This is a genomic window from Synechococcus sp. 1G10, assembly GCF_002252625.1.
In the GTDB taxonomy this organism is placed as follows: Bacteria; Cyanobacteriota; Cyanobacteriia; order PCC-6307; family Cyanobiaceae; genus Regnicoccus_A.
This window is the reverse complement of sequence record NZ_NQKW01000005.1, coordinates 79678-101422: the sequence shown is the minus strand read 5'-3', so window position 1 is coordinate 101422 and position 21745 is coordinate 79678. Positions and strand designations below refer to the sequence as shown.

Sequence of the window (21745 nt, the reverse complement as noted above, 5' to 3'; positions counted from 1 at the left end):
CCTGGAGTCTACGGGCTGCAGCTGCTGCTCACGAAGCTCCCTGCTGCAGCAGGCTGGCGACATAGCTGCGGGTTTCTCCGGAATCGCCCCCGGCGAGTTCGGCCAGTTCCCGCTCCCGCTCCTCGGTCTCCTGCAGGGCCGTCACCCCAGTGCGGGTACGCCCCGCCTCCACCTGCTTGCTCACGCGGAAGTGGTGCTGGGCCATGGCGGCCACCAAAGGCTGGTGGGTGACACAGAACACCTGGTGCTGCTCGGCAAGGCGGCGCAGCAGGGCGGCGATTGCCCCGCTGACCCGGCCGCTGACGCCGCTGTCGATTTCATCAAAGAGCAGGGTGACCTGGGAATCGGACGCCGCCAGACAGGTTTTCAGGGCGAGCAGGAAGCGGCTCATCTCCCCGCCGGAGGCCACCTCCTGCAGGGGGGCCAGCGGCTGGCCAGGGTTTGCCGAGAACAGGAACCCAATCGCATCAGCCCCTTCATCAGAGGGCGGGGCCGGCTCGATCGAGACCGAGAAGCGCACCTGGGCCAGCCCCAGGGGCCGCAGGGTTTCCATCAATTGCAGCTCCAGGGCTGACCCAGCAGCCTGACGCTGCTGGGTCAGCCGGGCGCAGGCCCAGTCGCGCAGGAGGCGTCTGCTCTCCTCCTGCTGCTCGAGTTGCCGCAGCGAGGCCTCCTGTCCATCGGCATCGAACTGGCTACGGAGGTCGTCGCGCAGGGCGATCAGGGCCCCCAGCTCCTGGCCGTGACGGCGCTCCAGAGCCTTGAGCTGGGCCATCCGCTCCTGCAGGCCCGAAAGGGTTTCGGGATCGCTCTCCAGGCCACCGCCGTAGCGATCGAGGCCCGAAGCCAGCTCCTGCAGCAGCTGAGCCGCTTCACAGCAGCGCTCCAGCCAGGGCTGCAGGCTCGCATCAAACCCCTGCAGATGCTGCAGCTCCTGCTCGATGGCGGCGAGGTGATCAAGCACAGATGGCCCCCCGTCCAGGCCCTCCACCAGCCGTCCCGTCACGATCATCACCCCCTCCTGCAGGCGAACGGCATGGGCCAGGCGGTCCTGCTCCCCCTGCAGCCGCTGCCGCTCGTGGGGATCCTCGAGCTGAGCCGCCTCCAGATCCTCCAGCAACTGAAGACGCCGTTGGCGGTCGAGCTGCTGGCGCTGCTGCTCAGCCCTGGCGGTGTGCAGCGCAACCGCCGCTGCTTTCCAGTCACGAACCGCCGAGCGGGCCGCCAGCAGTGCCTCGCTGAGCGGCTCTCCACCGAAGCGATCCAGCCAGCGGCGCTGCTGCCCCGGACGCGCCAGCTGCTGGGTCTGCCCCTGAACGGTGAGATCCAGCAGCAGGGGGCGCAGCTCCAGCAGCTGAGCGCGGTTGACGATCACCCCATTGACGCGGCTACGGCTGCTGCTGCGTTCCTCCTGCTGGCGCCACTCCCGGCTGATCGTCAGATCGGAGTCCTCCGGCTCGAGGTCCTGCTGGATCAACCAGGCCCGCACCGACTCAGAGCAGGAGAAACCGGCTTCGATGCACGCTCGCTCGCAGCCAGGTCGCAGCAGCCGCAGGCCCTCAACCCCCTGGGCACCGCCGAGAAGGGCATCGAGCGCATCTAGGAGGAGAGATTTGCCCGCGCCGGTCTCCCCGGTGAGAACTGTGAACCCGGGCCTGAAACTGAGATCCAGAGCATCGATCAGGGCGATGTTCTCCAGACGCAGACCCGTGAGCACGCCTGTCTCCGGTGATTGCCAAGACCGTAGCGGCGGTCGCTTTCGTTTAGAAGAGAAACAGTTGAACTCCTCGCTGATGGTCCGCTCGGATCAGGCCACGATCACCGGGGACACGATCGCCGAACAAACCAGCCGCCCCGAGGAACTCAGCGACTTCATCGAAGCCGCCGGTCTGCAGAGCTACGACCCACAGACCATCACGCGGATCTACGCCGGCCACCCCAAGCGGCTGCTCAGGCGTCTCTGGCAGACCCTGGTGCCCATCAGCCTGTTTCTGATCGGGGTGGGCTTTGACAAGTTTTTCGGGGTGCTCAGCAACGAAGAGCGCGCTCGTGAGCGTGCGCGGGAATTCACCGAACTTCTGGCTGCCCTGGGGCCGGCCTTCATCAAAGCTGGCCAGGCCCTCTCCACCCGGCCGGACATCATCCCGCCGCTGTTGCTGGAAGAACTGGCCCAGCTGCAGGATCAGCTGCCCGGCTTCGACAGCTCCCTGGCGATGGCCTGCATCGAGGAAGACCTCGGCGCACCGGTCAGCAACTTGTTCCAGCATCTCGACCGGGAGCCGATCTCAGCGGCCTCCCTTGGCCAGGTGCACCGGGGTGTCCTGCTCAGCGGCGAGGCCGTGGCAGTGAAGGTGCAGCGGCCGGGGCTGCGTGAGCAGATCACCCTCGACCTTTACATCGTGCGCCAGATCGCGGCCTGGCTGAACCGGAACGTGCACTTGATCCGCAGTGATCTGGTGGCCCTGATCGATGAGCTCGGCAAGCGGGTCTTCGAAGAGATGGACTACGTCAACGAAGCCAGCAACGCCGAACACTTCGCACGCCTGCATCTGCATAACCCCCGCATCGCCGTTCCGCGCATCTACCACAAACTCACCAGCCGCCGGGTGCTGACGATGGAGTGGATCGAGGGGGTGAAGCTCACCAATCTCGATGCGGTGCGCTCCCTTGGCATCAACCCGGACGACATGGTGCAGGTGGGTGTGAACTGCAGTCTGCAGCAATTGTTGGAACACGGGTTCTTCCACGCCGATCCCCACCCCGGCAACCTGCTGGCCTTGCCCGATGGCCGGTTGGCCTATCTCGACTTCGGCATGATGAGCGAGGTGAGCCGCGAATCAAGAACGGGGCTGATCCAGGCGGTGGTGCATCTGGTGAACCGTAATTTCAACTCCCTCTCACGAGATTTCGTGAACCTGGGTTTTCTCGGAGAGGAGGTGAATCTCGAGCCCATCATTCCTGCCTTCGAGAATGTGTTCGGCCAGGCTCTGGAGATGGGAGTCAGCCGTATGGACTTCAAGGCCGTCACCGACGACCTCTCCGGGGTGATGTACAAGTTCCCTTTCCAGGTGCCGCCTTACTACGCCCTGATCATCCGCTCCCTGGTGACACTGGAAGGCATCGCTCTGAGTGTGGACCCCGACTTCAAGATCCTCGGTGCTGCTTACCCCTATTTCGCCCGCAGGCTTATGGAGGACCCGGATCCGGCCCTGCGCAGCAGCCTGCGCGAGATGCTCTTCGACGGCGAGGAGTTCCGCTGGCAGCGGCTTGAGGACCTGATCAGCAGCGCCTCCCTTCAGGACCAACTGGATCTGGAGGGTCTGCTCGATCAAGTGCTCGACTTCCTCTTCTCCCCCAAGGGCGGCCTGCTGCGCCAGCAGCTGGTGGACGCCCTGGTGGACCGGGTGGATGCGATCAGCTGGCGGGCCTTCCGTCGGCTGGGCAGGCGGCTGCCCAGCCGCTTGCAACCACCCGGACTGCGCAGTAACCGCCTCGAGAGCGGCGAGAGTGCCCTGCTCAGCCTGGAGCCGGTCCAGCAACTGCTGATGATCCTGCGTCAGCTGCCCGGCTTCGAGCCCCAGCTGCTGCTGCGCCGTCTGCCCAGGCTTCTGGGCGAACCCGACTTGCGCCGCATGGGCGTGCAGCTGGCCCAGGGCCTGGCGGAACGCAGCGTGGTGCGCCTGCTGCGCGATGTTCTGGTGGCTCCCGAGCTGCGACAGAGCGCCGTACTCAGCGCCACCGGCAGCTCTTAGAGTTAATAGACCACCAGGTTTCAAATCTTGGCCCGTCCGCCCAAACTCCTGGCCGTCCTGCTGGGCCTTTCACTGAGTGCAGTCACGCCAGGACTGCAGGTGCAGGCCGCCGAACAGGTGGTCTTCGTGAGTGGAGCCTTCCGACGCTCGATTCCGGTGGCCGACCTGGAACATCTGGCCCAGACGGGACAGGCCCGGGGGCTCCTGGCGGATGTGCTGCGTTTCGGCAAGCAGGAGCCGGCCTCGGTGGCCAAGTTGCTGAACCAACAACTCACCCTGCCGATCGTGCTGACCAGCCGGCTGCTCTCCACGCGGATCGGCGAAGCGCTTCTTCAGCGGCTCGCGGGGATCTTCTCCCCCTTGCGGACACCACAGAAGGGGGTCCAGGCCATCCGGGGCGCCCTGATCACAGGCCTGGCCAGCGGCAACGGCAACCTCACCGCCACTGGGTTCCTGCAGGCCTATCCGTCCCAGGAGCTGGCGGTGAATATTCCTGCTCTGCTTGGGGTGATGAGCAAAGCAAGCTCGATCTCCGAGCTTGTGCGCTTCTTCTCCGAATCGCCCCTTGACGGATTACGCGGAGATGGAGCTGCCCAGTCCGGCGGCGAACCGCCGAAAGCAAGCTCCCCGGCAACCCAGCCAACGGCCCCGTCGCCAGCCCCCTGAGCCAACCGAGCTCGTAGCAGGAAGCTGCTGGGAACTGGGCGCGTAGATTCATATCAGCCTGTCCTCCGGTCGACGTGCCCCTGCTTTCAGCTCTTCGGCGACTGGGCCAGCAACCAACGATGCAGGACTGGCCGGGGCTGATCGAGGCCTACCGACGCTGGTTGCCGGTGAGCGAGGCCACCCCTGTGATCACCCTGAGGGAAGGCGCGACTCCCTTGATCCCTGCGCCGTCTGTGGCGGCACGGCTGGGCCGTGGCATCAAGGTGTTCCTGAAATACGACGGTCTCAACCCCACCGGCAGCTTCAAGGACAGGGGGATGACGATGGCGGTGAGCAAGGCCCGGGAAGCCGGCGCCGAAGCGGTGATCTGCGCCAGCACCGGCAACACCAGTGCCGCGGCTGCCGCCTACGCCCGCCGCGGCGGCATGCGCGCCTTCGTGCTGATCCCCGACGGCTATGTGGCCCAGGGCAAGCTCGCCCAGGCCCTGGTTTACGGCGCCGAAGTGCTTGCGGTGAAGGGAAACTTCGATCGTGCCCTGGCGATCGTGCGCGAAGTGGCCGACACCTACCCGGTCACGCTGGTGAATTCCCTCAACCCCTACCGCCTGCAGGGGCAGAAGACCGCCGCCTTCGAGGTGGTGGACGCTCTCGGTGACGCCCCCGACTGGCTCTGCATCCCCATGGGCAACGCGGGCAACATCAGTGCTTACTGGATGGGCTTCCAGGAGTACCGGCAGGCAGGCCACAGCCGACGCCTCCCCCGGATGATGGGCTTCCAGGCCACTGGCTCCGCGCCACTGGTGCTTGGTCACACAGTCGAGCAACCCGACACCATCGCCACCGCGATCCGGATCGGCAATCCTGCCAACCGCGAGAAAGCCCTCAACGTGCGGGAACAGAGCGGTGGCTCCTTCCACGCTGTCACCGACCAGGAGATTCTTGAGGCCTACCAGTTGCTCGGCCGGGAGGAAGGAGTGTTCTGCGAACCGGCCAGCGCTGCCTCCGTGGCCGGTCTGCTCCAGCAGGCGGAGCAGGTGCCCGCCGGAGCCACGGTGGTTTGCGTGCTCACTGGCAACGGTCTGAAGGATCCCAACACTGCCATCGACAACTGCGATGGGGCCTTCCATGCCGGCCTGGCACCTGAGGTGGATGTGGTCGCCAAGGTGATGGGCTTCTGAACGCGAAAATCTGAACACAACAGCTCAGTAAGCCCCGCACCGGAGACTCCGGTGCGGGGCTTTGGACTGTGTGGAGCGCCTGGCTGAGCTTGCGGATCACAACGGATCTCGGGTGCACTGGTCAAAGCGTCCACGGGAAAAAGATCCTCAACACGGGGAAAAGAGGAGCAAAGCGAGCACCCTGAAAATGTCGACGTTTTCCCCAGATCCGGGAAAGAGTGGAAAACCTTGATTGCAGCCGACATTCAGGTGCTCTTTCCTCAGTTCTGATTCGTAAGACCTGAGACTGTGACTGGGCCATGGATCTTTTCCACCTTTTCCCCAGCCCCTACGACTACGGATTGGATTTGTTTTCTTCTGCATCAAGACAAAACCAGTAACCGGATTGGGGAGAGGGCAGTTGGAAAGCGGTTCGAGCAAGCTGGACCTCGTTGCGCTTCCGGCAGTGGTGTGGAAGCGTGGTGTGGCCCTTGGCGGGCTGTTTCCCTCTGGAGTCGTATCGCGATGAAGCTGGTCTGCTCTCAGGCGGAACTGAGCGCCAGCCTTCAGCTGGTCAGCCGTGCCGTGGCTTCACGCCCCACCCACCCGGTGCTGGCGAATGTGCTGCTCACCGCCGATGCCGGCACTGGCCGGCTCAGCTTGACCGGCTTTGATCTCAGCCTTGGCATCCAGACCAGCCTTCCCGCTTCCGTGGAGAGCAGCGGCACCATCACCCTGCCTTCACGCCTGTTCGGCGAGATCGTGGCGCGCCTCTCCAGCGACAGCCCGATCAGCCTGAGCTGCGAAGAAGGTCAGGAGCAGGTGGAGCTCACAAGTCGCTCCGGCAGCTACCAGATGCGCGGTCTCTCTGCCGAGGACTTTCCCGATCTGCCCCTTGTTCAGAGCGGAACTCCGCTGCGCCTTCAACCGGAGGCGCTGGTGAAGGGTTTGCGGGCCACCCTTTTTGCCAGCAGCGGTGATGAGGCCAAGCAGTTGCTCACCGGCGTCCACCTCGGCCTGGCGGATCAGGATCTCGAATGCGCCGCCACCGATGGGCATCGCCTTTCGGTGCTCCGCCTCGAGAAGGCCTTCTCCGGCGCGGAGGATGGCAGTGAGCCCTTCGCGGTCACGGTGCCAGCCCGCTCCCTGAGGGAACTTGAGCGACTGCTCTCCGCCTGCAGCAGTGACGATCCGGTGAGCCTCTACTGCGATCGCGGCCAGGTGGTGTTCCTCTGGGCCGACCAGGTGCTCACCAGCCGCAGTCTCGATGGCACCTATCCCAACTACCGCCAGCTGATCCCCGATCGCTTCACCCGGACCCTGGAGCTTGATCGCCGTGGGTTCGTGCAGGCCCTCGAGCGGGTGGCTGTTCTCGCCGACCAACACAACAATGTCGTCAAGCTCAGCAGTGATCCCGGCAGCGGTCAGCTTCACATCAGTGCCGATGCCCAGGATGTGGGCAGCGGCTCCGAAGACCTGCCAGCGGTGATCAGCGGTGATCCGATCGAGATCGCCTTCAATGTCCGCTACATCCTCGATGGGCTCAAGGCGATGACATCCGAGCGGGTCGAGCTGCGCTGCAACGCCCCCACGACCCCGGCGGTGCTGACCTCTGTGCAGGATCCGACCTTCACCTACCTGGTGATGCCCGTTCAGATCCGCAGCTGAGGCCGTGACCCTGCCCGAGCAACTGCTGCTCAGCGACCTGCTGCGCCACCGGGTGCGCTGCCACCAGGGGATCGACCATGGGGCTGGTCTGCTCGGTTGGATGCACCCGCCCGTGCACCGCCTGCTGGGCTGGGTGAGCAAGCCGTCGGCTTTCGGTACCCGCCGGATGGTCTGGCGGCTCAATCAGCTGCGCGGGCTCACCGATCAGGAGGCTCTGGTGCTGGGGGAGCCCGCAGAGACCGACCCCGCCACACTGGAGCGCTTGCCCACCCTCTTTGAGGCGGCCCTGCTCGGTACCGACAATCAACTACTGGGTGTGATCGCTGACGCCAATGTGGAGTTGCGCAGCGGCCGGATCCTCGACTATCTGGTTGCCCGCAGCGATCCCCGTCTGCCTGGCAGCAGCCGTTGGCTGCTCTCGCCCGAGCGCATCGTCGATCAGCAGCCCGGCCAGGTGATGACTGCCCTGCATGGCCTCGATGATCTGCCCCTGGCGCGCGCCAGCGTGCGTCAGGAGTTCTTGCGGCGCTCCCGCCGCTGGCGGGAGCAGTTCGAGGAGGCGGGCGGGCGCTTCGAGGAACGGTTGGAGGGCTGGCTGGAGGAGCCGCCCTGGCAGGAGCCTGATCCCCTCGAACCCACAGCCCGTCAGGAAGATCTCCCCTTGAATCGGCTTGACGAGGAGGAGGACTGGGATGACCCCGAGGCCTGGGGGGAGCCCGTACGGGAGTTTGCGGCCCCGCCACAGAGCAGGGCCGGGCGTGAGCGGCGACGGCCCCTCGATGCCGATCCACTCGAGCCGGAAGATCCCTGGATCTGAACCCTGACCGGTGGCAGGCCGGGGCCACGGGCTCGGCCACACTGGAGCCCTGATGATTCCGTGCTGTGGTTGCCACACCCTCTTTTCTGGTCGCTGAGGCCCTGCGCCAGGAGGGCCTCAGCCAGGCCGACTACGAGGAGATCCGTCGCCGGCTCGGTCGTGAGCCCAACCGCGCCGAGCTGGGTATGTTCGGGGTGATGTGGTCGGAGCATTGCTGCTACCGCAACTCCAGGCCCTTGCTTCAGGGCTTCCCCACCAGCGGGCCGCGCATCCTGGTGGGCCCCGGCGAAAACGCCGGTGTGGTGGATCTGGGTGAGGGCCAGCGGCTGGCCTTCAAGATCGAAAGCCACAACCACCCTTCGGCGGTGGAACCGTTCCAGGGGGCGGCCACCGGTGTGGGCGGCATCCTCCGCGACATCTTCACGATGGGTGCCAGGCCGATTGCCCTGCTCAATGCCCTGCGCTTCGGTCCACTTGAGGACGAGCGCAACGTGGGCCTGATGGAGGGTGTGGTGGCGGGCATCGCCCACTACGGCAATTGCGTGGGGGTCCCCACCGTGGGCGGTGAGGTGGCCTTTGACCCCAGCTATTCCGGCAATCCTCTGGTGAACGCCATGGCCCTGGGGCTGATGGAAACCGAGGAGATCGTTTGCTCAGGGGCCGTTGGGGTGGGCAATCCGGTGGTGTACGTGGGCAGCACCACCGGCCGCGACGGCATGGGCGGTGCCAGCTTCGCTTCGGCGGAGCTGAGTGCCGCATCACTGGATGACCGCCCGGCGGTGCAGGTGGGTGACCCCTTCCTGGAGAAGGGACTGATCGAGGCCTGCCTGGAGGCCTTCCAGAGTGGTGATGTGCTCGCTGCCCAGGACATGGGCGCCGCTGGCCTCACCTGCAGCTGCTCGGAGATGGCAGCCAAGGGCGGGCTGGGCATCGAGCTCGATCTCGACCGGGTACCGGCCCGGGAGAGCGGCATGAGCGCCTACGAATTCCTGCTCAGTGAGTCGCAGGAGCGGATGCTGTTCGTGGTCAGACCTGGATGCGAGGAGGCCCTGATGGCCCGCTTCCGACGCTGGGGTCTGCAGGCCGCTGTGGTGGGCCGCGTGCTGGCCGACAACGTGGTGCGGGTGCTGCAGGGAGGGGAAGTGGCGGCGGAGGTGCCAGCCAGCGCCCTCGCCGATGACACTCCGATCAACCACCACGAGCTGATCAGTGAGCCGCCGGCTGCCATCCAGGCCCATTGGCGCTGGAGCGAAGCTGACCTGCCTGCCGCCATCGCCGAAGGGATCACACCGACGGGTGGTCCCCTGGCAGGCCAGCCCCTGGATTGGGGTGCGGTGCTGCTGCGCCTGCTCGATGACCCCACCATCGCCAGCAAGCGCTGGGTCTACCGCCAGTACGACCACCAGGTGCAGGCCAACACGGTGATGCCCCCAGGTGGAGCCGATGCGGCCGTGGTGCGCCTGCGGCCCCAGCGGGGTGACGGCGCCATGGCTGCTGTCAGCCGTGGGGTTGCCGCCACCGTGGATTGTCCCAATCGCTGGGTGGCCCTGGATCCGGAGCGGGGGGCTGCAGCGGCGGTGGCCGAGGCCGCCCGCAATCTCAGCTGCGTCGGTGCCGAACCGCTGGCGGTCACCGACAACCTCAACTTCCCCTCGCCGGACACCCCCACCGGCTACTGGCAGCTGGCCATGGCCTGCCGCGGCCTCTCGGAAGCCTGCCTGGCACTTGATACCCCCGTCACCGGCGGCAACGTCTCCCTCTACAACGAAACCCGGAGGCCTGATGGCAGCCTCCAGCCGATCCATCCCACTCCCGTGGTGGGCATGGTTGGCCTTGTGCACAATCTCGATCACGTCACTGGTCTGGGCTGGCAGGCGCCTGGCGATCACATCTGGTTGCTGGGGGTGCCTCTGGCCACAGGCGACGGTGAAGGGCGGCTGGCTCTGGCCGCCTCCAGTTATCTGGAGAGTGTCCATGGTCTGGCCACGGGCCGACCTCCTCTGACCGACCTGAAGCTGGAGCGGGCGGTGCAAGCCCTGCTGCGCCAGGCGATCACGACGGGCCTGGTGGCTTCTGCCCACGATCTCAGCGACGGGGGTCTGGCCGTGGCGGTCGCCGAGGCCTGCATCGCTTCTGGCCTTGGTGCAGTCCTGGAGATTCCCGCTGATGCGGGCCGCCTTGATCGCTTGCTGTTCGCTGAAGGGGGCGCCAGGGTGTTGGTGTCGATCAAGTCAGATCAGGAGCGGGCCTGGCAGGAGCTGCTGGACGCCCAGCGGCAAGGGGAGCAGGAAGCGCTGGCCAGGCCGATCGGTCGGGTGGGTGCGGCCGGGGAGGCCCTTAGCTTCAAGCAGGCCGGCACCTGCCTGCTGTCGCTGGCAGTGGAGGAGCTGCGCATCAGCTACGAGAACGCTCTACCGCGCCGACTGGCCGCGGCCGGCTGAGGCACAATGCAAAGGTAAAAGAAAGGTGAACGGGCCTGTGGCAAGCGCGCACCCCACGCCGGAGAGGCCCGACCGGATGGAAGAGGCCTGTGGGGTCTTCGCCGTTTACGCCCCTGGCCAGCAGGTGGCCAACCTCACCTATTTCGGCCTCTACGCCTTGCAGCACCGGGGTCAGGAGTCGGCAGGGATCGCTGTGTTCAACGGCGACAAAGTGCGGCTGCACAAGGACATGGGTCTGGTGAGCCAGGTCTTCGATCAGGACGTGCTTGAGCGCATGCCCGGTGATCTGGCCGTGGGCCACAACCGCTACTCCACCACCGGCAGCAGCCGTGTCTGCAATGCCCAGCCGGTGGTGCTGATGACCCGCCTCGGTCCGTTCGCGCTGGCCCACAACGGCAATCTCGTCAACGTCGAGGATCTGCGCCAGTCGGTGCAGGCCAGTGCCATTCAGTTCACCTCCACCACCGATTCCGAGCTGATCGCCTTCGCCCTGCAGCATGCGGTTGATGGGGGGCTGGGTTGGGAGGAGGCGATCCGCGATGCGGCAGGCCGCTGCCGTGGTGCCTTCAGCCTGGCGATCGGTACCCCCGCTGGACTGTTCGCTCTGCGCGATGGCCATGGGGTGCGGCCCCTGGTGTTCGGCCACATCGGCGATAAGCACCAGGGTCAATGGGTGGTGAGCAGTGAGACCTGCGGGCTCGACATCATCGGCGCGGCTTACGACGGTGACGTGGGCCCCGGCGAGCTGATCCGCTTCAGCGCCGGCGATCCGGTGCCGGCCCGCCAGCGCTGGTGCGAAGAGCCCACCAAGCTCTGCGTGTTCGAGATGATCTACTTCGCCCGGCCGGACAGCCGCTTCTTCGGCGAATCTCTCTACAGCTACCGCCACCGCATCGGTGAGGTGCTGGCGCGGGAAACGGCGGTGGAGGCCGACATCGTGATCGGTGTGCCCGATTCCGGCATTCCCGCCGCCATCGGCTTCTCCAAGGCCAGCGGCATTCCCTTCGCCGACGGTCTGATCAAGAACCGCTACGTGGGCCGCACCTTCATCCAACCCACCCAGGCGATGCGGGAGGCCGGCATCCGCGTCAAGCTCAATCCCCTGCCGGATGTGCTCTCCGGCAAGCGGGTGGTGGTGATCGACGATTCGATCGTGCGGGGCACCACCAGCCGCAAGCTGGTGATCGCCCTGCGCGATGCCGGTGCCACCGAGGTGCACATGCGCATCAGCTCGCCGCCGGTCACCCACCCCTGCTTCTACGGCATCGACACCGACAACCAGGACCAGCTGATTGCTGCGCGCCTCAATCTCCAGGAGATCACCGATCACCTCCAGGTTGATTCGCTGGCCTATCTCAGCCAGGAGGGCATGCTCGAGGCTGCCCACGACAACGCCTCTCACTTCTGCACCGCCTGCTTCGACGGCAACTACCCGATCGAAATGGACGACTCCGTGCGCTCCAGCAAGTTGATGCTTGAGCCCACGGGGATGGCGGCCAGGGTCTGATCCATGCTCCTCAGCTGAGCAAGGGCACCAGGTCAATCACGGTTTCATCGGCTGAGCAGGGCCAGAGCGGTTCTTTCGGACCCTCCTCGCCAGTGCTGCGCTGGAGGTCGGCCAACACCAGCCGCAGACTTCGGCCCGTGGAGAACCTCAGGCCCACGATGGCGGCGCTTCCCGCCTGCAGATCGACCAATTCGTCCTCCCGCTGGCGGAAGCGCAGACCGATCTGACCCAGGTCTCCACGTTCACAGCGACGCAGGCTCTCCACCTCCAGCCGCTTCAGCTGGCTGTGGCGGCTGACCAGCAGCACATCGGTTCCTGGATCGACGCAGGCCGCCCCCACCACGCTTTCGCCAGGCAGCAGGCGCAACAGCGTCGGACCCTGAGCGGCCTTGCCCATCAGCGGCAGGGTGTCGTCATTCACGGCCAGCCTGAGCAGACGACCTGTGGTGCTGGCCACCACCAGATCCTGACCGTCTGTGCAGGGCACGACCCGGCGCAGTTGCACGCCATCTTTGAGCTTCAGTACGGTGGCGGCACGGCCGGAAAGTTCGCGGAACGTTTCCAGTGGCAGCCGTTTGAAGCGGCCATCGCTGCTGAGCAGACCCAGTGTTCCGGTTGGGGTCTGCGGCAGGGGCAGTACTTCCACGATTGGGTCACCCAGCAGGCTCTCGGGCAGGAACTTCTCCAGTGAACCGGGCTGCTGGGCGGCGAATTCCCAGCGCAGCATGGCCACCCGGCCACTGGCGCTGAAGGCCAGCAGGGAAGGTCTCTCGGCCACGGGCAGGATCAGGCGTGCCGGGGCCGGATGCTCCCCGATGGGCGCTGCTTCATCAAGATGCAGTCGGCCCAGTGCCTGCGGTGCCACGATCCGCACCACCCCATCGGCCTGGATCAGCAGTCGTCCATCTCCGGGCAGGGCATCGAGGGCCTGTTGCCGCTGGAGCTCGGTGTTGGGCCGCACCGCTGCCGCCCGTTGGGCCACCAGATCGTCGCCGCCGGCCACCAGCCGGGTGCGGCGGGGGGTGACGTAGCGCTTCTTGAGGGCCCTGAGTTCGGCCACCATGGCATCGAGCAGGGCTGGTCGATCGTCGAGCAGGTGGCGCAACCCCTCCCGCTCCTCCAGCAGCTCGCCCGACTCCTGGCGCAGCCCGTCCTGCTCCAGGCTCGTGAGCCGTCGCAGCGGCATCGCCAGGACGGCATCGGCCTGGCGTTCGCTCAGGTCGAAGTGCACCTGCAGGCTGGCTCTGGCGCTGGCGGCGTCCGCTGCCGCCTGGATACGCTCGATCACCTCGGGCAGGGCTTTGAGGGCGCGGATCAGGCCCTCCACCACTTCCAGCCGGTCTTCCGCACGCCGCAGGGCATGGCTGGTGCGGCGGATCAGGGTGTGTTCCCGGTACTCCAGGAAGTGGTTGAGCATCTGGCGCAGGCTGAGCTGCTGGGGCTGGCCGTTCACCAGGGCGAGCAGGATGGCGCCGAAATTGCTCTGCAGGGAGGTGCGCCGTTGCAAGTCGGCGAGCACCTTGCTGGCCTCGGCATCCCGGCGCAGCTCGATCACCACCCGCATCCCTTCCCGGTCGCTCTCGTCACGGATGTCGGCGATGCCGCCGATCTTGCCGTCGTTCACCTGCTCGGCGAGCTTCTCGATCCAGCCCGCCTTGCTCAGCTGATAGGGCAACTCGGTCACCACCACAGCGCTGCGGCGGTGACGACCCTTGCCGGGCTGCACCTCCTCGATGTGGGCAATGCCCCGCATGGGGATGCTGCCGCGCCCCAGCAGATAGGTGTCGCGCACACCGCTGCTGACCAGCACCTCCCCACCGGTGGGGAAGTCGGGCCCGGGCACGAGCTCCAGCAGCTTCTCGTCGCCCAGCTCCGGCTTGCGGATCAGAGCGATCAGTGCCTCCACCACCTCGCCCAGATTGTGGGGAGGAATGCTGGTGGCCATGCCCACCGCGATGCCCGAGCAGCCGTTGAGCAGCAGGAACGGCAGCTGGGCCGGCAGCACGGTGGGCTCCTGTTGGGAGCCATCGAAGTTGGAAGCGAAATCAACGGTGTCGTTGCCGATCTCATCGAGCATCGCCTGGTGGGCGATCGGCGCCAGCCTGGTTTCGGTGTAGCGCATGGCGGCCGGCGGGTCGTCGTCCACCGAGCCGAAGTTGCCGTGGCCATCCAGCAGCGGATGGCGGCTGGCGAAGGTCTGCACCAGACGCACCAGGGCGTCGTAGACCGCCTGGTCGCCATGGGGGTGGTATTTGCCCAGCACGTCGCCCACCACCCGGGCGCATTTGCGGTAGGGACGGTCAGGGGTCAGCCCCAGTTCATGCATCGCGAACAGGATCCGGCGTTGCACGGGCTTGAGGCCATCACGCACATCGGGCAGGGCGCGGCCCACGATCACGCTCATCGCGTACTCGAGGTACGAACGCTGCATCTCCTGATGCAGGGCGATCGGCTGGACGCGCTCCTCGGCCATCCGGTTCTGGGATCTGAGGGCGGAAGGCGCTTAGCCTACAGATCCTCTCTGGTGAGGCCCCATCCAGCGTCCGGCCTCACTCCTCCCCGGAGTCTTCCCCGTCGCTGCTGCCGGTGGCGTTGGCATTGGCCCGGTCGGCGGCGGCCTTGATCGCCGGGTTCTCAAGCAGAACGCGGGTGCTGCTGCGCAGCCGCGGTCCCCAGAGTTGCTCCTTCTGGTAGGCGTCCAGCACGTAGTTGGGCTCGATCGCCAGCGCCTGGCTGGCCATTTCCAGGGCTTCTTTCTGGTCGCCCGGCCGGCTATGAAGTGCCGCAGCCAGGGCGAGCATCGGTTCGGCGGCCTTGGGATTGATCTCCAGGGCCCTGCGCCAGCGCCGGATGGCGTCGTCGTTGCGGCCGAGCTCGTAGAGCACCAGCCCCTGGTTGTTGATTGCCTCCCAGAAATCCTTGCGCAGCCCAGAGGCGCGATCAAACGACCCCAGCGCCGCCTGGGGATTGTTGAGCAACAGGTGGGCGTTGCCCAGGTCGAAGTGGGCGCCTGGATTCTTGCCGTCGAATCTAAGACCTGTTTCCAGCAGACCGACCGCCTGTCCCGGCTGACCATCCCGCAGGGCCAGCGAGCCTTCCGCGAACCAGATGCCGGGGTTGCGGGGATCGAGTTCCTTGGCTCGCGCCAGCGACTGGCCGGCGGATTTGATCTGGTTGCTGCGCAGCTGCGCTTCCGCCAACAACACCCAGCCGCGGGGGTCGTTGGGCAGGAGCTGCACAGTCAGGCCAGCCAATCGGGCCGCGTCATCGGCCTGGCCAAGCCGCAACAGCCGTGTGGCTGCCTGGGCGATGCCCAGTCCCGCCGCCTCCAGTTCCTCCGCCCTGGGCACGTAGACATAAGGAACAAGGGCCTGCGCCGAAGCTGCTGGGCCGATGGCCAGGGCAAGCGCCAGGGGAGCCGCCGCCAGAGAGTTGAACCAGCGCGGAGCCATGCCAGCTGTTCGATCCATATTTCAGCCTAGGGGTCTGCTTCTGGGGTCCTGGCCTGCGCCGACCGAAGATTGCGCCGCCACATCCAGGGCTTGATCCTTCGCAGGGCAGACCCCCTCAGCCGCTCGTCCCACTCGGCATCACTCCAGGCGAGGGCCTCCTCGGCGTGCAGGTTGAGCAGCCAGTGCCTGGGCTGCAGGTCTGGATCCACCGAGCTGGGAAGCGTCTGCTGGTTCCATGGGCAGACGTCCTGACAGATGTCGCAGCCAGCCACCCAGGGACCCATGGCCGCGGCCATGGCCGTCGGAAGGGTGTCGTCTCGGTTTTCAATCGTGTGATATGCTAGGCAGCGGTTGGCATCCACCACAAAGGGCTCGCTGATGGCCCCGGTGGGGCAGGCCTCGAGGCAGAGGCTGCAGCGGCCGCACAGGGGTTCAGATGGAGCATCGCCAGGCAGATCGGCTGTGCTGAGCAGGTGGCCGATCAACATCCACGATCCACGGCGGGGGTGGATCAGGTTGCCGTTCTTGCCGATCCAGCCAAGACCCGCTTGTTCGGCCCAGGCCTTGTCCAGCAGGGGGGCGCTGTCGACGCAGGCCCGCCAGGCCACGCCAGGGCACTGCTTCTCCAGCCAGCGCCCCAACCGACGCAGACGTCCATCGATCACCCGGTGATAGTCCCTGCCCCAGCCGTAGCGGGCGACGGCCAGGCTGCCCGGCGTGCGCTTCATAGCCACGTGATAGTTGAGACCCACGGCCAACAAGCTGCGAACGCCGGGCAGCAGGCTGGTCACCTCGCTGCGTCGGGGGTCGGCCATCCAGGCCATGCCGGCCTGGTGACCGGCCTCCAGCCAGCGTTCCAGCGCCGCATTGCGCAGGGTCATCCGCCCGTCGCCTGGTAAGGCGGCCAGCCCCACCGGCTCGAACCCCAGGGACCTGGCCTGGTCCTTGAGCGCAGTGGCCAGTTTCTGGGGATGGCCTGATCTCACCCGTACAGTTGCCGCTGATTGTCATCCTGCTGTGAATCCTGCTTCCACTGGCCGACTTGGCTATCTCCTGCGCTGGCTCGGTCTCACCCTTGTCGTGCTGCTGGTGCTGCAGCTGGCGGCTGTGGTTTCCGCCTGGAGCTGGCAGGAAGAGGCCTTCCGCCAGATGGTGATCGAGCGCCTTATCACCCAGTCACCGATGGCTCTGGTGGGCCTGTTGCTGGCCCTGTTCGGCTCACGCCTCGATCAGACCGACTCCCGCACCCCCCTGCGTTGGCTGGTGGCGGGTCTGGCGGCTCTGCTTGCCATTGGCCTGGCGGTGTCGGTGCCGGTGGCGATCAGCGGCGATGGTGTGCTGACCGCCAAGACCGAGCAGGCATTGACCGCCCAGCGCAGTCAGCTGGAGATGGCCAAGCAGCAAAGCCAGAATCCCCAGGTGCTGCAGCAACTGGTACGCCAGGCCGAGCAGTCGGGTCAGGTCCCGCCCCAGGCCACCGATGAGCAGAAGCAGCAGGCAGCCCGCGGCTTCATCAACCGTCAGTTGCAGCAGATGGAGCAGCAGGTCCAGGAAGCGGGGCGTGCTCAGGGCCTGGCGGTGAATCAGCGCCGCTATGCCGGCACCGGATCGGCTGCGGTGCTGGCCGTGGCGTTCACCCTGCTGGCTCTGGCCGCTTTACTCTGATAATCCTTCGAAACCATCCTGAAGCTGCTGCTGCACCAGGCGGCTGGCTAGGTTGATGGGAGCAATTCGAAAACCGGACAACCGGGACCATCCTTGGTGCAGTCGAGCCCCAGACCTGATCAACCGTTGGGGACCCGGTTGCAGCAGGACCTCAAAAACGATCTGATCGCCGGCCTGCTGGTGGTCATTCCCCTGGCCACCACCATCTGGTTGGCGACCACGGTAAGTCGTTTTGTACTGGCATTTCTGACCTCGATTCCCAAGCAGTTCAATCCTTTCAATACCCTTAATCCACTCCTTCAGGAGTTGATCAATCTGGGTGTCGGGTTGTTAGTTCCCTTGCTGGGAATTCTGTTGATCGGCCTGATGGCACGCAACATAGTGGGCCGCTGGCTGTTGGATTTTGGCGAGGAAACCCTCCAGCGCATTCCCCTTGCCGGCTCTGTCTACAAGACTCTCAAGCAACTGCTTGAAACAGTTTTCCGTGACAATTCCACTCGTTTTCGGCGGGTCGTTCTTGTGGAATATCCGCGCAAAGGTCTGTTTGCTCTCGGCTTCGTCACCGGTGTCCTCGGCAATGCCATGCAGGGAGGCTTCGACCAACCGATGTTGAGCGTTTTCATTCCAACGGCTCCCAACCCCACCACCGGTTGGTACGCCGTGGTGCCGGAAACCGCGGTCCGCGATCTTGACCTCTCTGTGGAGGATGCATTCCGCACGATCATCTCCGCTGGGATTGTCAGCCCTGATGATGATCGAGAAATCCCAGCCAGCCGCAGCTTCTCCAGCCTGCTCGCCCAGCTGCGTGCTCCTGTGTTCTCGTCCTCTCCGACCAACAAGCCCTGATCTGCGGCTTGCCACCCTCGACCCACCCGATGCCGAGTCGATCCATTTCCAGAGAACTGGCCCTTCTGATGCTGGGCCAGGTAAGTGACCGCGTTCCGCCGGCCGATCTGCCGCTGGAGATTCTGCTGCAGCAGGCCTTGGCCAGCTTGTCCCAGCATGTCCGCGAGGCCCTCGACAATGCTGAGATCGATCTGCAGCAGGCACAGCAGCAATTGCTCGAGAGCGAACTGGTCGATGCGGCCGATCAATTGCCGCGGGTACGGGATCACCTGCAGCGGGGTCTGACCCATGCCGAACAGGCGCTCAATCGGCTCTCCGCCAGCCTGGAGCTGCCCCGTCTGCTGATGCTTGCCGACCAGAGCGAGATTCGCGAAGGAGCCCTCGCCCGCACCCGTGCCGTCCTTCAGGACCGCGACGCCCTGGATTCCCGGCTCGATGCCGTTATGGAAGGCTGGCGCCTCGGCCGGCTGCCCCGCATCGACCGCGACATTCTGCGGCTGGCGGCTGTGGATCTTCACACCTTCGGAACCCCTGCTCCGGTGGCCTGCAATGAGGCTGTGGAGCTGGCCAACCGCTACAGCGATGATCAGGGCCGCCGGATGATCAACGGGATCCTGCGCCGGCTCACCACCTCCGTCTCTTGAGCAAGCATGGTCTTCGACTGGTTCCGGCGGCGCCCCACCACAACCGAGGCGGCGGCTGAGCCTGCTGCGGCACCCGAGGTCGGCCAAGACACAGCTGAAGACACAGCCGAGGACAAGACTGAAGCTGAAGCCAATTCGGAATCCCCAGCCAAATCCGAGGCTCAAACTGCCGCTGGTCCCGCCGGCGTGCCTGAGGAGATACCTACTCCTTCAGCCGCCTCAGCTGCCGCTGTGGATCAGGACGCCCTCGACTGGGCTCGCCAGGCCTATGCCCGCCTCAAGGCGGAGCAGGAGCGCAGCCAGCTCGCTGCCGTCTCCAAGGCGTCTGAACCAACTCCTGAACAAACCCCTGAACCAACGCCTGAACCGGCTGAAACCGCGGCGCCTCAACCAGATCCAGTTGATGCGGCTGAGCTTGTACCAGTTCCGCTGACGACGCTGGAGTCAGCATCGGCTCCAGTGCGGGAGATGCCCACCCCCGCCGGCCCCTCCCTGCTGGAGCTGGCCGCGGCCAGCCGTGCCGAGCGCCAGCAGACCGTGCTCGCCCCCAGCACCGAACCGCCGCTCAAGGCCGAGCCGAGTGCTGTTGCCATCCCCACGCAGGTCCCCGCCGCTCCTGCCCCCTCGAGCGAGGAGGCCAGCCCGCAACTGGGATCCTTCGATGCCGACTTCACCTGGTCGGCCGAGGTGCTCGCGGCCCAGGGCCGGCGCGTCGATCAGGTGTCGCTTGAGGAGATCGACTGGCTCAGCCGTCTGCGCCGCGGCCTGGAGAAGACTCGCCGCGGCCTGGTCACCCAGCTGCTTGAGACCCTGGGCGACGATCCCCTCACCCCGGAGGCGCTCGACGATCTGGAAACCAGCCTGCTGCGAGCCGACGTGGGCGTGCAGGCCACCGATCAGGTGATTGAGGCCCTGCGCAGGCGTCTTAACGAAGAGGTGGTGGAGCCGGCGGAGGGTCTGCGGTTTCTCAAGGAGCAGTTGTGCGGGTTGCTCGAGACGCCGATCGCGGCCAGCGGTGAGCCCCTGCTGGCCCCACAGCGGGACCGGCTCAACGTCTGGTTGCTGGTGGGCGTGAACGGAGTGGGCAAGACCACCACCCTCGGCAAGCTGGCCAATCTGGCGGTGCGCAGTGGCTACAGCTGCCTGATCGCCGCTGCCGACACCTTTCGCGCTGCCGCTGTGCAGCAGGTCACCATCTGGGGTGAGCGCAGTGGGGTGCAGGTGATCGCCAACCCCAGCGCCAATGCCGACCCGGCTGCCGTGGTCTACGACGCCATCGGCGCGGCCCGCTCCAAAGGCATCGAGCTGGTTCTGGTGGACACCGCCGGTCGGCTGCAGACCAAGAACAACCTGATGGAGGAACTGAGCAAGGTGCGGCGCATCGTTGACAAGCTGGCCCCGGAGGCGGTGGTGGAATCCCTGCTCGTGCTCGATGCCAGCCAGGGCCAGAACGGCCTGCGCCAGGCCATGGCCTTTGCCAGCGCTGCCGGGCTTACCGGGGTGGTGCTCACCAAGCTCGATGGCAGCGCCCGCGGAGGCGTGGCTCTGGCGGTGGCCTCCGAAGCTGGCCTGCCGATCCGTTTCGTGGGTGCCGGCGAAGGCATCCTTGACCTGCGGCCCTTCAACAGCTTCGAGTTCGTCGAAGCTCTCCTCTCCAGCTGAGCGGCCGACACCGGGGGAATACTGCTACCGTTCGGCCCCTGCGGCCGCCTGTTTCGAGCCGCTTTCCGCCAGCCGCGTGCCTCTGCCATCGCCCCGGCCCCACCAGGCCCTCACGGCATCGGCTTCTCTGCGGCAACTGCTCGACAGCCTCAGCCGGGAACAACGGCGCAACCAGGAGTTGCTGGCTTCCCTGGGTTTTGCCCTCCGCAGCTTCACCAACCTGAACCGCTTTCTGGAGCTGGTTCCTTTGGTCTCCTCCCGGCTGGTGGGAGCCGAGGCCAGTCTGTTAGTGGTCTTCCACCCCGATGGGCGCCTCTGGCGGGAGCACACCCAGGCCAGTCCCGCGGCCCGCAGCGGCGAGCTGGTGCGCTTGCTGGGGGAGCTGGATCTGCCCGCTGGCCTGGCTGAGGAGGAGGAGGTCTCCCAGCTCGATCTGCAGGTGCGCCGTCTGCTGGGGGAGGTGCAGCTGTTCGGCACCTCCGTGGTGGCCCGCAACCGGGCCCGTGGTCGCCTCTATGTCTTCGGCAGCGCCGAAGGCCTGACCTGGAGCGATGTCCACCGCCGCCACGTGCAACTGGTGGCCGACCTCACGGGAGTGGCGATCGAAACCGAGTTGCTCCAGGAGGACCGCCGCCGCCATGAGCGACTGGATCGCCAGCTCAACACGGGCGCCGAGATCCAGGCGCAACTTCTTCCTGATCAGTGTCCGGTGATTGAGGGGGTGGAGCTGGCCGCCCGCTGCCGACCGGCCTTCGAGGTGGGGGGCGATTACTACGACTTCATCCCGACCCGGCCCCAGCTCAGCGGACGCCGCCGCGAAACGTCCCGCTGGGCCCTGGTGATGGGCGATGTGATGGGCAAGGGGGTGCCGGCCGGTCTGCTGATGACCCTGCTGCGGGGCATGCTGCGGGCCGAGGTGCTCAGCGGCCATGCCCCCGACCGGATTCTGCATGACCTCAACGAATTGGCGCAGGAGGATCTGGCTCATTCGCACCGCTTCGTCACCCTCTTCTATTCCGACTTTGATCCCCGCAGTCGCCTGCTGCGCTATGCCAACGCCGCCCACAATCCGCCGCTGCTCTGGCGGCACCAGCGCCATGCGGTGGAGCGCCTCGATGCTCCCGGGCTGCTGATCGGCCTGCAACCGGAGGCCCAGTACGGCTGCGAGCGGGTGCTGCTGGAGCCCGGTGATGTGGTGCTCTATTACACCGATGGGGTCAGTGAAGCCCTCGGCCTCACGGGTGAACGCTTCGAGGAGGAGCGCCTGCTGCGGTACCTGGGCGAAGCCTGTCGGGCGGGCAAGAGCGCCCAGGGCGTTCTCGATGCACTGTTCGAGCGGCTCGACCGCTTCGTGGGTGCCGACCATCAGCTGAACGACGATGCCTCGATGGTGGTGCTGAAGGTGCGTGAGGAGGTGGTGCTCCCCTCCCTGCCTGGCTGAGTGCGGCCGCCAGGGTCTGATGAAAGT

At 66.1% G+C, this 21745-nt stretch carries 16 protein-coding genes; 12 read left to right on the top strand and 4 right to left on the bottom strand.

The genetic code is table 11. The features are described from left to right. Window positions 1-28: 28 nt before the first annotated feature. A complete protein-coding gene (gene recN, locus CJZ82_RS06120) occupies window positions 29-1717 on the bottom strand; it encodes a DNA repair protein RecN (protein ID WP_094554921.1) in 1689 nt (562 codons plus the stop codon). Between the two features lie 76 nt (window positions 1718-1793). Between recN and CJZ82_RS06115 the strand changes: the two genes are divergently transcribed. From CJZ82_RS06115 to purF, 7 genes are all read left to right on the top strand, one after another. Then, on the top strand, window positions 1794-3752 hold the full coding sequence (locus tag CJZ82_RS06115; RefSeq protein ID WP_094554920.1) for an AarF/ABC1/UbiB kinase family protein: 1959 nt from the start codon (window positions 1794-1796) through the stop codon (window positions 3750-3752). A gap of 27 nt (window positions 3753-3779) precedes the next feature. Beyond that, entirely contained in the window at window positions 3780-4418 is a 639-nt protein-coding gene (locus CJZ82_RS06110; RefSeq protein WP_094554919.1) for an alpha/beta hydrolase, read from the top strand. Window positions 4419-4537: 119 nt separating this feature from the next. Further along, a complete protein-coding gene (gene thrC / locus CJZ82_RS06105) occupies window positions 4538-5596 on the top strand; it encodes a threonine synthase (protein ID WP_094554918.1) in 1059 nt (352 codons plus the stop codon). A 504-nt stretch (window positions 5597-6100) separates the two neighbouring features. Next, entirely contained in the window at window positions 6101-7243 is a 1143-nt protein-coding gene (gene dnaN, locus CJZ82_RS06100; RefSeq protein WP_094554917.1) for a DNA polymerase III subunit beta, read from the top strand. A gap of 4 nt (window positions 7244-7247) precedes the next feature. Then, on the top strand, window positions 7248-8060 hold the full coding sequence (locus CJZ82_RS06095; protein WP_094554916.1) for an RNA methyltransferase: 813 nt from the start codon (window positions 7248-7250) through the stop codon (window positions 8058-8060). Window positions 8061-8125: 65 nt separating this feature from the next. After that, window positions 8126-10501 carry a phosphoribosylformylglycinamidine synthase subunit PurL gene (gene purL, locus CJZ82_RS06090; RefSeq protein ID WP_094554915.1) on the top strand — a complete coding sequence of 792 codons (2376 nt, stop codon included), beginning with the start codon at window positions 8126-8128 and terminating at the stop codon, window positions 10499-10501. Between the two features lie 76 nt (window positions 10502-10577). Continuing rightward, the gene (purF, locus tag CJZ82_RS06085; protein WP_233130079.1) at window positions 10578-12008 is read left to right on the top strand and encodes an amidophosphoribosyltransferase; all 1431 of its coding nucleotides are present in this window, start codon (window positions 10578-10580) and stop codon (window positions 12006-12008) included. A gap of 10 nt (window positions 12009-12018) precedes the next feature. On the opposite strand, the gene CJZ82_RS06080 is transcribed toward purF, so the two are convergent. The 3 genes from CJZ82_RS06080 to queG form a co-directional block, all read right to left on the bottom strand. Next, window positions 12019-14481, bottom strand: coding sequence for a DNA topoisomerase (ATP-hydrolyzing) subunit A (locus tag CJZ82_RS06080; RefSeq protein WP_094554913.1), 2463 nt, complete (start codon window positions 14479-14481; stop codon window positions 12019-12021). Window positions 14482-14557: 76 nt separating this feature from the next. Then, on the bottom strand, window positions 14558-15460 hold the full coding sequence (locus CJZ82_RS06075; protein ID WP_094554912.1) for a tetratricopeptide repeat protein: 903 nt from the start codon (window positions 15458-15460) through the stop codon (window positions 14558-14560). A gap of 26 nt (window positions 15461-15486) precedes the next feature. Continuing rightward, the gene (queG, locus tag CJZ82_RS06070; protein ID WP_094554911.1) at window positions 15487-16446 is read right to left on the bottom strand and encodes a tRNA epoxyqueuosine(34) reductase QueG; all 960 of its coding nucleotides are present in this window, start codon (window positions 16444-16446) and stop codon (window positions 15487-15489) included. Between the two features lie 31 nt (window positions 16447-16477). Between queG and CJZ82_RS06065 the strand changes: the two genes are divergently transcribed. The 5 genes from CJZ82_RS06065 to CJZ82_RS06045 all read left to right on the top strand — a co-directional run bounded on the left by CJZ82_RS06065 (window position 16478) and on the right by CJZ82_RS06045 (window position 21718). After that, window positions 16478-17125, top strand: a complete 648-nt coding sequence (locus CJZ82_RS06065) for an HpsJ family protein (RefSeq protein WP_094554910.1) — start codon at window positions 16478-16480, stop codon at window positions 17123-17125. 93 nt (window positions 17126-17218) lie between these two features. Next, on the top strand, window positions 17219-17971 hold the full coding sequence (locus CJZ82_RS06060; protein WP_094554909.1) for a DUF502 domain-containing protein: 753 nt from the start codon (window positions 17219-17221) through the stop codon (window positions 17969-17971). A 29-nt stretch (window positions 17972-18000) separates the two neighbouring features. Continuing rightward, entirely contained in the window at window positions 18001-18615 is a 615-nt protein-coding gene (nusB, locus tag CJZ82_RS06055) for a transcription antitermination factor NusB (protein ID WP_094554908.1), read from the top strand. Window positions 18616-18621: 6 nt separating this feature from the next. Continuing rightward, window positions 18622-20277 carry a signal recognition particle-docking protein FtsY gene (ftsY, locus tag CJZ82_RS06050; protein WP_094554907.1) on the top strand — a complete coding sequence of 552 codons (1656 nt, stop codon included), beginning with the start codon at window positions 18622-18624 and terminating at the stop codon, window positions 20275-20277. A gap of 76 nt (window positions 20278-20353) precedes the next feature. Then, window positions 20354-21718, top strand: coding sequence for a PP2C family protein-serine/threonine phosphatase (locus CJZ82_RS06045; RefSeq protein WP_094554906.1), 1365 nt, complete (start codon window positions 20354-20356; stop codon window positions 21716-21718). The last annotated feature ends 27 nt before the right edge of the window (window positions 21719-21745 follow it).

Coding starts and splice junctions, on each gene's coding strand:
- dnaN (WP_094554917.1), top strand. CDS start 6,101: ATGAAGCTGGTCTGCTCTCAGGCGGAACTGAGCGCCAGCCTTCAGCTG.
- nusB (WP_094554908.1), top strand. CDS start 18,001: ATGCCGAGTCGATCCATTTCCAGAGAACTGGCCCTTCTGATGCTGGGC.
- ftsY (WP_094554907.1), top strand. CDS start 18,622: ATGGTCTTCGACTGGTTCCGGCGGCGCCCCACCACAACCGAGGCGGCG.
- thrC (WP_094554918.1), top strand. CDS start 4,538: ATGCAGGACTGGCCGGGGCTGATCGAGGCCTACCGACGCTGGTTGCCG.
- CJZ82_RS06080 (WP_094554913.1), bottom strand. CDS start 14,481: ATGGCCGAGGAGCGCGTCCAGCCGATCGCCCTGCATCAGGAGATGCAG.
- purF (WP_233130079.1), top strand. CDS start 10,578: ATGGAAGAGGCCTGTGGGGTCTTCGCCGTTTACGCCCCTGGCCAGCAG.
- CJZ82_RS06115 (WP_094554920.1), top strand. CDS start 1,794: ATGGTCCGCTCGGATCAGGCCACGATCACCGGGGACACGATCGCCGAA.
- CJZ82_RS06075 (WP_094554912.1), bottom strand. CDS start 15,460: ATGGCTCCGCGCTGGTTCAACTCTCTGGCGGCGGCTCCCCTGGCGCTT.